At 61.7% G+C, this 10,664-nt stretch carries 12 protein-coding genes; 7 read left to right on the top strand and 5 right to left on the bottom strand.

The genetic code is table 11. The features are described from left to right. The 4 genes from B2V21_RS05650 to B2V21_RS05635 all read left to right on the top strand — a co-directional run. A partial coding sequence (locus B2V21_RS05650; RefSeq protein ID WP_286916283.1) for a helicase-related protein occupies positions 1-493 on the top strand: 493 nt, incomplete at its 5' end. 141 nt (positions 494-634) lie between these two features. Further along, a complete protein-coding gene (locus tag B2V21_RS05645) occupies positions 635-1,027 on the top strand; it encodes a transcriptional regulator (protein WP_286916282.1) in 393 nt (130 codons plus the stop codon). A 274-nt stretch (positions 1,028-1,301) separates the two neighbouring features. Continuing rightward, positions 1,302-2,228 carry a DMT family transporter gene (locus B2V21_RS05640; protein ID WP_286916281.1) on the top strand — a complete coding sequence of 309 codons (927 nt, stop codon included), beginning with the start codon at positions 1,302-1,304 and terminating at the stop codon, positions 2,226-2,228. A 149-nt stretch (positions 2,229-2,377) separates the two neighbouring features. Then, on the top strand, positions 2,378-2,503 hold the full coding sequence (locus tag B2V21_RS05635) for a PA1414 family protein (RefSeq protein ID WP_286916280.1): 126 nt from the start codon (positions 2,378-2,380) through the stop codon (positions 2,501-2,503). A gap of 76 nt (positions 2,504-2,579) precedes the next feature. On the opposite strand, the gene glpD is transcribed toward B2V21_RS05635, so the two are convergent. The 4 genes from glpD to B2V21_RS05615 all read right to left on the bottom strand — a co-directional run bounded on the left by glpD (position 2,580) and on the right by B2V21_RS05615 (position 7,662). After that, on the bottom strand, positions 2,580-4,118 hold the full coding sequence (glpD, locus tag B2V21_RS05630; protein WP_192000093.1) for a glycerol-3-phosphate dehydrogenase: 1,539 nt from the start codon (positions 4,116-4,118) through the stop codon (positions 2,580-2,582). 253 nt (positions 4,119-4,371) lie between these two features. Further along, positions 4,372-5,127, bottom strand: coding sequence for a DeoR/GlpR family transcriptional regulator (locus B2V21_RS05625; RefSeq protein ID WP_049861085.1), 756 nt, complete (start codon positions 5,125-5,127; stop codon positions 4,372-4,374). A gap of 137 nt (positions 5,128-5,264) precedes the next feature. Next, the gene (gene glpK, locus B2V21_RS05620) at positions 5,265-6,767 is read right to left on the bottom strand and encodes a glycerol kinase GlpK (RefSeq protein WP_049861084.1); all 1,503 of its coding nucleotides are present in this window, start codon (positions 6,765-6,767) and stop codon (positions 5,265-5,267) included. Between the two features lie 55 nt (positions 6,768-6,822). Continuing rightward, positions 6,823-7,662 carry an MIP/aquaporin family protein gene (locus tag B2V21_RS05615; RefSeq protein WP_090356927.1) on the bottom strand — a complete coding sequence of 280 codons (840 nt, stop codon included), beginning with the start codon at positions 7,660-7,662 and terminating at the stop codon, positions 6,823-6,825. A 296-nt stretch (positions 7,663-7,958) separates the two neighbouring features. On the opposite strand from B2V21_RS05615, the gene ybaK reads away from it, so the two are divergent. After that, positions 7,959-8,432 carry a Cys-tRNA(Pro) deacylase gene (gene ybaK, locus B2V21_RS05610; protein WP_286916279.1) on the top strand — a complete coding sequence of 158 codons (474 nt, stop codon included), beginning with the start codon at positions 7,959-7,961 and terminating at the stop codon, positions 8,430-8,432. Positions 8,433-8,521: 89 nt separating this feature from the next. Next, the gene (locus B2V21_RS05605; RefSeq protein WP_049861081.1) at positions 8,522-9,316 is read left to right on the top strand and encodes a PhzF family phenazine biosynthesis protein; all 795 of its coding nucleotides are present in this window, start codon (positions 8,522-8,524) and stop codon (positions 9,314-9,316) included. Here the strand turns inward: B2V21_RS05605 and B2V21_RS05600 are convergent. Further along, positions 9,293-10,204 carry a LysR family transcriptional regulator gene (locus tag B2V21_RS05600; RefSeq protein WP_286916278.1) on the bottom strand — a complete coding sequence of 304 codons (912 nt, stop codon included), beginning with the start codon at positions 10,202-10,204 and terminating at the stop codon, positions 9,293-9,295. The genes B2V21_RS05605 and B2V21_RS05600 overlap by 24 nt on opposite strands. A 136-nt stretch (positions 10,205-10,340) precedes the next feature. Between B2V21_RS05600 and B2V21_RS05595 the strand changes: the two genes are divergently transcribed. Further along, positions 10,341-10,664: aconitase family protein (locus B2V21_RS05595; RefSeq protein ID WP_286916277.1), on the top strand; the 324-nt coding region annotated here is incomplete at its 3' end.

The raw sequence follows: 10,664 nt of genomic DNA, 5'->3' as shown, positions 1-10,664 counted from the left end.
GGCCATCGACCGCCTCAAGCAGGGTGGTGTGAAGATCCTCGTGGCCACCGATGTGGCCGCCCGTGGTCTGGACGTCGACGGTCTGGATCTGGTGGTCAACTTCGACATGCCACGCAGTGGCGATGACTACGTGCACCGCATCGGCCGCACCGGCCGTGCCGGCAACGAAGGCCTGGCGATTTCACTGATCTGCCACGGTGACTGGAACCTGATGTCCAGCATCGAGCGCTACCTCAAGCAGACCTTCGAGCGTCGCGTGATCAAGGAAGTGAAAGGCACCTACGGCGGACCGAAGAAGGTCAAGGCGTCGGGCAAGGCAGTCGGCGTGAAGAAGAAAAAGACCGACAAGGACAAGAAGGGCGACAAGAAAAGCGTCGCCAAGGGCCCGACCAAGCGCAAGAGCGTCAACCGTCCCAAGGCCGACACCCCAGCCCTGGTGAGCCAGGACGGCCTGGCGCCGCTCAAGCGCCGCAAGCCTGCCGTCAGCGAGTAACCTGCGTAGGGCAGGTCTGCTTCCCTCCGGAGGCCAGACCTGCCAAAACACCCCGCAAAGCCGTCTTCCCGCAACTCCCCCGCACCCACCCGGTCCCATGCCTGGCAAGCCCTTTCACTCATGTGTTGGAGGTTCTTCCGGATGACCACTTACAACTGGCAATTGATCGAGCGTCTGTTGCACGAAGTGCAGAACGGCGCCCATCAGGATTTCACCTCAGATATCTACGCTCAGGACCACGCCGAGGCGACCACCGCGCAGGGTGATACGTCGGCCGCTGTCGATCAGCTGGCGACTCAAGCGAGCGATTATCAAGCGCTGTTGCTGGAGCGGGGCTTCATCGAGCAGCGTCCGGACAGCGAGGGCGGCACGGGGCGCAATTTCCAGCTGACCTTGCGCGGGTCCAGCCTGTTGAGCCTGATAGATAGCAGTATTCCGGATAATGACCACGGGCTCGAAGTGCTCGATGATCAGGATGATGCGCTGGACCCGGCGACTTTTGATGAAGTGGCCAGTAAGCCGCAGATTGTTTGAGTTGGGGCGGATAATTCGGTAGGGCGGTCTGCCTGAAACTTCGCGGCGCCTGCTTCGCGGGCAGAGGGCTCGCCGCCCGCCCCGCTCCCACAGGGTGTTTTGCCTGACAGATCGCGGGGTCTGCTTCGCGGGCAGAGCCCGCTCCCACATGAATCCGTGCCGGAGCGGTTATCTTTCGGAATGCTCGGTACCATTGAAAGCCTTGGGTTGTATGGCTTGATACACTGGTGTTTTCCTTGCGGGAGAGCACTGTGATGCCGAGGTCGTTTGTCCCATGAGCGCGGAACGTCGTCAGACCGATGGCTTCGCCCTCAAGGTCATGCTGGGGCTTTGCCTGATCTGGGGGATCCAGCAGGTCACCATCAAATGGGCCGCTGTCGATATCGCCCCGGTGATGCAGGCGGCCATGCGCTCGGGCATTTCCGCCGTGCTGGTGGCGATGCTGCTCTGTTGGCGGGGTGGTTGGGGGCACGTGCCATACACTTGGCGTGCCGGGCTGGTCGCCGGCTCGCTGTTCGGTCTGGAGTTCCTGTTCATCGCCGAAGGATTGAAGTTGACTTCGGCGGCGCACATGTCGGTCTTTCTTTACACCGCGCCGGTCTTTACCGCACTCGGCCTGCATGCGCTGCTGCCAGGGGAGCGACTGCGGCCTTTGCAATGGCTAGGCATTGCCCTGGCGTTCAGCGGTATCGCCTTTGCTTTCGCGGGAGGCATCTCCTGGGAGCATCTGGATCGACGCATGCTGCTGGGGGACGCCATGGGCTTGATGGCGGGGCTCTGCTGGGGTGCGACCACGGTGGTGGTACGCACCTCACGGCTGTCCGAAGCGCCCGTTGCCCTGACCTTGTTCTATCAGCTGATCGTGTGCGTGGCAGGGCTGTTGATCATTGCCCTCGCCACGGGCCAACTCAGCCATGTCACCTTCACGCCCATTGGCACCGCCAGCGTGTTGTTCCAGGGTTTTGTGGTCTCTTTTGCCAGCTTCCTGATCTGGTTCTGGCTGCTGCGCCGCTACCTGGCGTCCAACCTTGCGGTGTTCTCGTTCATGACGCCCTTGTTCGGCGTGACCTTCGGTGTGGTATTGCTGGGCGAGCCGTTGAGCATGAACTTCATTCTGGGAGCGGTTTGCGTGCTGTTGGGCATCACCTTGGTCAGCGCCGAGCAGTGGGTGCGCCGACGGTTACGAATCTGGATAACGTAATGAATTACTCGGCGGGTCGATGATCAATTAATAGGACTGCGACTTTTCGACACAAGTGCGTGCATGCATCCTACGTCGCTTAGCGCTATGATCGAACAGAAGCGACGGACTATGACCGTCGTTAGGGTTTTTCCCTGAAGGGGGGCGATATGAACGGTAACTTGTACAACTGGCTCCATGATCTGGCTGTCGCATTGGGGCTGGTGCCACCGCCGCCGCAGCCTGTGCCGATCCCGGCCGATAACCACCGACCACGGCAGCGTCCACGGCGCTGAGCCTTTTCGGCCCGCCCCGCGCCATGCAAAACGCCCCTTACGGGGCGTTTTTCGTTTCGGGCATGGCCGGCGTGGTTCAAGCCGCCTGAGTATTCGCGCGGCTGGCGTCGATCTTGGCCAGGTAGGCGTCTACCCGTGCGATGGCCGCTTCGTCGACGAACAGGCCCAGCTTGCTGCGCCGCCACAGGACGTCGTCGCTGCGTGTGGCCCATTCCTGCTCGTACAGATAATCCACTTCGCGGCTGTACAGCCCTGCGCCCAGTTCCTCGCCCAGATCGGCCAGCGACTGTGCGCCTTCGATCAGGCGCCAGCTGCGGCTGCCGTAGCTGACGGCCCAGCGTTCGGCCAGCCCGCTTGGCAGCCAAGGTGCCTTGGCGCGCATGGCCTGAGCCAGTGCCTGGGGCGTGGTCATGTCTTCGCCGCCAGGCAGGGCACTGGTCGCCGTCCAGCTGCCGCGCATCTGGGTGAAGAATGGCTTGAGCTGCGCCATGGCCGACTCCGCCAGCTTGCGATAGGTGGTCAGCTTGCCGCCGAACACCGACAGGATCGGCGCTTCACCCTGACCGCCGCTGAGCGACAGGGTGTAGTCGCGGGTAATGGCCGATGGATTGTCCGACTCGTCGTTGCACAGCGGGCGAACACCTGAATAAGTGCGCACGATGTCGCTGCGGCTGACCTGCTTCTTGAAGTGGGCGTTGACCACCTTGAGGATGTAGTCGGTTTCGGCGTCGGTGATTTCCACCTTGGACGGATCGCCGGTGTACTCGCGGTCGGTAGTGCCCAGGATGGTGAAGCGGTCCAGGTACGGAATGGTGAAGACAATCCGCTGGTCTTCGTTCTGCAGGATGTGCGCCTGCTCGCCTTCGTACAGACGTGGCACGATCAGGTGGCTGCCCTGGATCAGGCGGATGCCGTACGGGGACTGCAGTTGCAGGTCGTCGCGGATGAACTTCGCCACCCAAGGGCCTGCTGCGTTGACCAGGGCGCGAGCCTTCAACGTGAAGGTGCTCCCGTCTTCGCGCTGCAGATTGACTTGCCATACACCGTCCACACGCTTCGCATCGATGCAGCGGGTGCGGGTGTGGATGTGTGCGCCTTTTTCCCGCGCGGCCATGGCGTTCAATACCACCAGGCGGGCGTCGTCCACCCAGCAATCGGAGTATTCGAAGCCACGGGTAATCTCTGGCTTCAGTGCACTGTCGGCACCGAAACGCAGGCTGCGCGAGCCGGGCAGTTTTTCCCGCTTGCCCAGGTTGTCGTAGAGGAACAGCCCGGCGCGGATCATCCACGCAGGACGCAGATGAGGCCGGTGTGGCAGCACGAAACGCATCGGCTTGACTATGTGCGGGGCCTTGGCCAGCAGCACTTCGCGTTCGGCCAGCGCTTCGCGCACCAAGCGGAATTCATGGTGTTCCAGATAACGCAGGCCACCGTGGATCAGCTTGCTGCTGGCCGACGAGGTGTGGCTGGCAAGGTCGTCCTTCTCGCAGAGAAAGACGGAGAGCCCACGCCCGGCAGCGTCGGCGGCGATCCCCACACCATTGATACCACCACCGATCACGGCGACGTCGTAGATTTCAGCCAACGGTTGGCGGGGCAAGGTCGAATGGGGCATGGCAGCCTCCTGCGTTTATCAAGGAGCGTTCGAATGAGTGCTTTGAATTCGAACATCAATGTTCAATTTCGAAAATACTAGCCCAATACGTAGGGGTTAGCCAGTCGAAGATGATTGAATTTGTTGATCGTCGCAGGCGAAAGCGAAGAAATGTGAACATCAGAGGTGCGCACAACCGAACGCGAGCCTTGCCGGGTGGGGTTCGTAAGCGAACGGGCGGGAGAAGGGCGCGGCTTGCGCCGCTGCCACAGGGTCAGACGATGTCCAGACGAATCTTGTGCTGTTGCAGCAATTGCAGCAGGGCGGGGACGGGGGGCTGGTCGGTGACCAGGCAATCGATCAGGCTGATCGGGCCCAGGCGAACCATGGCATTGCGGCCGAACTTGCTCGAGTCGGCGGCCAGGATGACCTGCCGCGCGTTGGCGATGATCGCCTGACTGACGCGAACTTCTTGATAGTCGAAGTCCAGCAGGCTGCCGTCTTCGTCGATGCCGCTGATGCCGACCAGGGCGAAGTCGACCTTGAACTGGGTGATGAAGTCGATACTGGCCTGACCCACCACGCCGCCGTCGCGACGCACGTTGCCGCCGGCCAGCAGCACATCGAAATCGTCCTTGCCACTGAGGATCGAGGCCACGTGCAGGTTGTTGGTGATGATCTTCAGATGGCTGTGGTTGAGCAGGGCGCGAGCGATGGATTCGGTGGTGGTGCCGATGTTGATGAACAGCGAAGCGTGGTCGGGGATCTGGGCGGCGATGGCTTCGGCGATGCGTTGTTTCTCGTCACGCATCTGGTCGGCACGCATGGCGTAGGCCGTGTTCTCGATGCTCGAGTCGTAGGCGGCGCCACCGTGGTAACGGCGCAGCAGGTTGACCTCGGCCAGTTGGTTGATGTCACGCCGAATGGTCTGCGGTGTCACGACGAACAGCTGGGCCATTTCCTCGATGCTGACATAGCCGCGTTCGCGTACCAGTTCAAGGATCTGCTGTTGGCGGGGAGGCAGGTTCATGGGGCTTCCTTTGGCTGCCATGCAAAAGCATGCATGATGCCGCAGGAAAGGCCCCCATCGCCAGACTTGATTGCAGGGGCCGGCATTGCATCAATCCGCAAGGCACCGGCCGGATTGCCCGGCCGGTGCATGCTCGATCACTGCTCTTCGTGCGGTTCCCAGTCGCGGGTGCGTTCGACGGCCTTTTTCCAACCGGCGTAGAGTTTTTCCTTGCCGGCTTCATCGAGCAGCGGCTCGAAGGTGCGCTCGATCACGGCCTTGCCGCGCAATTCGTCCAGGCTGCCCCAGAAGCCGCATGCCAGGCCTGCGAGGTAGGCGGCGCCCAGAGCCGTGGTCTCGCGCATCTGCGGACGCTCCACCGGCGTGCCGAGGATGTCGGCCTGGAACTGCATGAGGAAGTTGTTGGCCACCGCGCCGCCGTCCACGCGCAGGGCGCTCAGGCGTTCGCCGGAGTCCTGTTGCATGGCGTCGAGTACGTCGCGGGTCTGGTAGGCGATCGATTCCAGTGCGGCGCGAATGATGTGATCCACGCGCACGCCGCGGGTCAGGCCGAAGAGTGCGCCACGGGCATAGGGGTCCCAGTAGGGCGCGCCCAGGCCGGTGAAGGCCGGTACCAGGTACACGCCGTTGGTGTTCTTGACCTTGCTGGCGAAGTATTCGGTGTCGTAGGCGTCGTTGACGATCTTCAGTTCGTCGCGCAGCCACTGCACGGTCGAGCCGCCGTTGAACACGGCGCCTTCCAGGGCGTAGGCCACTTCGCCACGCGGGCCACAGCCGATGGTGGTGAGCATCCCGTGTTGCGAGGTCACGGCCTTCTTGCCGGTGTTCATCAGCAGGAAGCAACCGGTGCCGTAGGTGTTCTTGGCCTGCCCGGGTTCGACGCACATCTGGCCGAACAGGGCGGCCTGCTGGTCGCCGGCGATACCGGCAATGGCGATGCCGCTCTTGGTGTGACCGTAGACTTCCGACGACGACTTGACCTCTGGCAGCATCTCGCGAGGGATGTCCAGGGTCTGCAGCATCTTCTCGTCCCACTCCAGCGTGTGGATGTTGAAGAGCATGGTGCGCGAGGCGTTGGTGTAGTCGGTGACGTGGACCTTGCCGCCGGTGAATTTCCAGATCAGCCAGCTATCGATGGTGCCGAACAGCAGCTCGCCGTTGCGGGCGCGCTCGCGGCTGCCTTCGACGTTGTCCAGAATCCACTTGAGCTTGGTGCCCGAGAAGTACGGATCGACGACCAGGCCGGTGGTCTGCTTGATGTAGTCTTCCATGCCATCGCGCTTGAGCTGCTGGCAGATCTCGGTGCTGCGTCGGCACTGCCAGACCACGGCGTTGTAGATCGGGCGACCGCTGTTCTTGTCCCACACCACGGTGGTTTCACGCTGGTTGGTGATGCCGATGGCTGCAACCTGGGCATGGCTCAACCCGGCCTGGGCCAGGGCTTCGACCATGGTCGCGCTCTGGGTGGCGAAGATTTCCATCGGATCGTGCTCCACCCAGCCTGCCTGCGGGTAGTGCTGGGCGAACTCGCGCTGCGAGGTGCCGACGACGTTGGCGTCGCGGTCGAAAATGATGGCCCGCGAGCTGGTTGTGCCTTGGTCCAGGGCGATGATGTAGTTCTTGTTGTCGGTATCGGTCATGTCGATGGCCTTGCGCAAGTTTGAAATAGATGCGGAATGGAGTAGCTGTGCAGGCTCAGGAGGTCTGGACCTTCGATGCGGCCGCCTTGGCCGACTCGTTGAGCGAGTTGGGCAGGTGGCGGGCGATCAGTACCCGGTAAGCGCCGGCGCCCAGGCAGGCACCTACGATCGGCGCCACGATGGGCACGATGAAATAGGGAATCGTACGGCCACCGGTGAAGGCTATTTCACCCCACCCGGCGATAAAGGTCATCAGCTTGGGACCGAAATCCCTGGCCGGGTTCATGGCGAAGCCGGTCAGTGGGCCCATGGCGCTGCCGATCACCGCGATCAGCAAACCCACCAGCAACGGTGCCATGGCGCCGCGCGGAAGGCCATTGTGCTCGTCGCCCAAGGCCATGATCACTCCCATCAGGATGGCGGTGATGACCATCTCGACCAGGAAAGCCTGACCGATGGACAGCGCCGCGTGCGGATAGGTGGAGAAGATGCTCGCCGTTTCCAGGCTCGCCTGCGTGCCGCGGACGATGCCGTGGGTCTGTTCGTAATCGAAGAACAGGCTGCTGTAGAGGGTGTAGACCAGCGCCGCCGAGCAGAACGCGCCGGCAACCTGAGCCAGGATGTAGAAGGGCAGCTTGCGCTTTTCGAAACCGCCGAACAGGCACAGGGCGATGCTGACGGCCGGGTTCAGATGCGCTCCGGACACGCCAGCCGTCAGGTAGATCGCCATGCTCACGCCGACGCCCCAGATGATGCTGATTTCCCATAGGCCGAGGCTGGCCCCTGCGACCTTGAGCGCCGCGACGCAGCCAGTACCGAAGAAGATAAGCAGTGCGGTTCCGAGAAACTCGGCAATGCACTGACCCGACAGGGTCGGTTGTTGCTGTGCGGTCATTGTGTGTTACCCCAATTGTTTTTTTTGTCTGACGCCGTTTTTGGCGCCTGGAATCTGCCGTCGTGCGATCCCCATCGCGCGCCGGATTACAACCTTTCAGCACATTGTACTATCGTGCCTATCTTCACAAACGAAAAAATATAGACAAGAAACGCCGCTGTCAAAGGTCGAAAGTGAACGAGTTCGTTCAATGGTCGAGAACGGATTCGTCCATTTGCGGCAAAGCCACGGTTGGCGTGGCTTGCCTGCCTGTGTCCTAATGCCGGGCATCGGTTTTATTTGTCTGGAGTCCCTGCATGACACCCGCCCTGGACCTCTTGAAGAAGCATCGCGCCGACCATCGGGTGCATGCCTATGAACACGATCCCAAGGCCGTCTCCTACGGATTGGAAGCGGTCGAAAAGCTTGGCCTGGCCCCGGCGCAGGTGTTCAAGACCTTGCTGGCGGCCACTGAAAAAAGCGAACTGCTGGTGGCAGTTGTGCCTGTGACCGGCTCTCTGGACCTCAAGGCACTGGCACAGGCGGCGGGGGTCAAGAAGTGCGAGATGGCAGACCCACAAGCCGCACAGCGCGCGACTGGCTACCTGCTGGGCGGCATTAGCCCCTTGGGGCAGAAAAAGCGCCTGCGCACGTTCATCGATCAAACCGCAGCGACGATGCCCAGCGTGTATGTCAGCGCCGGCAGACGCGGGTTGGAAGTGGAACTGGCGCCGCAGTTGCTGGCCGAGCATACCCAAGGCTGCTTCGCCGATATCGGCCGTGCTGGATGAACGCAAGAAATTATTCATCGACTCCACGAGTCGAACGCCGATAGCCCACGGCCTGGGCGCTACCCCTTTCCGCTACAGCGAGGAATGCCATGCAACTGGATTTCCATCAGGTCGATGCGTTTACCCAACATCCGTTTGCTGGCAACCCGGCCATCGTCTATCGCCTGGACAGCTGGCTGGCCGACGAACTGATGCAGAAGATCGCTGCCGAACACAACTTGGCCGAGACCGCGTTCATGGTGCGCGAGGCTCAGGGCTGGCACATCCGCTGGTTCACGCCGCGCACTGAAGTGCCCTTGTGCGGTCATGCCACTCTGGCCAGTGCCTACGTTTTGTTCCACGTCTATGGCGAAACCGCGACCAGCCTGTCGTTCGCCAGCCGTTCCGGCACCCTGACCGTCAGCCGCGAGGGCGACCGCCTGTGGCTGGATTTCCCGGCCATGATGCCTGAAGAACAACTGGGCCTGACGCTGGATGTGGAGCGTGCGCTGGGCTGCGAGGCGGTCGATGTGATGGCGGCAACCTCACTGTTCGTGTTGCTGGAGTCGGAGCAGGCAGTGCGCGAATGTCAGCCGAACATGGCGGCGCTGGCTCGCTTGCCCTGGCCCGGTGTGATCATCACCGCACGGGGCGACCATCATGATTTTGTCTCGCGCTATTTCGCCCCGGCTATTGGCATCGATGAAGACGCGGTGACCGGTTCCACCCACTGCAGCCTCATTCCGTACTGGTCCAAGCGCCTGGTCAAGACCAGCCTCAGCGCATACCAGTGCTCGGCCCGCGGGGGCGAGCTGTTTTGCCGCAGGGAAGGCGATCGGGTCAAGATCGGCGGCTATGCCACGCTGGTCAGCAGCGGGCGGCTACTCCTGGGCCCGCAGCTCTGATTCATCCGCCGCCGAAATGCCGGCCTGGCCATCAAGCAATGCCATGAATGCCCGGGCGGCGTTCGACAAGGTTCTCTCGGTGTGCAGGATGTAGCCCAGCTGCCGACTCAACTGCACACCGGGCAGTACGAAGCGCGCCACCTGATCGTCGAGCATGGTGCGCGGCAACACACTCCATGCCAGCCCGATCGACACCATCATCTTGATGGTTTCCAGGTAGTTGGTACTCATGGCGATGTTGGGGCTCAGGCCCTGAGCCTCGAACAGACGACTGACAATGTGGTGGGTGAAGGTATTGCCGCCGGGAAACACCGCCGGATGTTCGGCGATATCGCTCAGCTTCACCGCGTCCTGCAGGGCCAGCGGATGTTCAGGTGCGGCGACGAAATCCAGGAGGTCATGCCACACCGGCACCGAGCGCACCAGGTGGTGGGGCTCGGGCGCGAGGGTGATGACCGCCAGCTCCGCCCGACCGTGGAGAATCTCCTCATAGGCCACTTCCGAATCGAGAAACTGAATGTCCAGGGCGACCTTGGGGTACATGCGCGTGTAGGTGCGCAGCAGCGGGGGTAATCGGTGCAGGCCGATATGGTGACTGGTGGCCAGAGTGAGCCGACCGGTGACGTCACCGCTGAGGTTGGTCAGGGCGCGACGGGTGTCTTCGAGCACGTCGAGAATTTGGTAGGCCCGCGGCAGCAGCGCTCTTCCGGCCTCGGTCAGATTGACTTCCCGACCCAGCCGGTCGAACAGGCGCACACCCAGCTGCTGCTCCAGACTGGCAATGCGTTTGCTGATCGCAGGTTGAGTCAAATGCAGGCGATCCCCGGCTCTGGAGAAGCTGCCCACTTCGGCAATGGCGATAAAGGCATTGAGACTGGCCAGGTCCATGAACCGATTCCTTTTGGTTATCCAAAGTATGAAAATTATGAATTTGAGTTATTCAAGATAACCCCATAGCATCATCCCTACAAGCCAAGCGGTTATTGGCATAGAAAGATTAGAAACACTGATGAGGAAACGTCTGATGGCCGGCAAAACGCTCTACGACAAGCTCTGGGATTCGCATTTGGTCAAGCAGCGCGACGATGGTTCGGCGCTGATCTACATCGACCGTCACATCATCCACGAAGTGACTTCGCCCCAGGCGTTCGAAGGGTTGCGACTGGCCGGCCGCAAACCATGGCGCATCGACGCCAACATCGCCACGCCCGATCACAACGTACCGACCACCCCGGAGCGCAAGGGCGGCATCGGTGCCATCGCCGACCAGGTATCGCGTCTGCAGGTGCAGACTCTGGACGACAACTGCGATGAATACGGCATCACCGAATTCAAGATGAACGACGTG

This window comes from Pseudomonas sp. UBA6276 (genome assembly GCF_002438365.1).
Taxonomy (GTDB): Bacteria; Pseudomonadota; Gammaproteobacteria; order Pseudomonadales; family Pseudomonadaceae; genus Aquipseudomonas; species Aquipseudomonas coleopterorum.
This window is presented reverse-complemented; position numbering and strand designations above follow the sequence as displayed.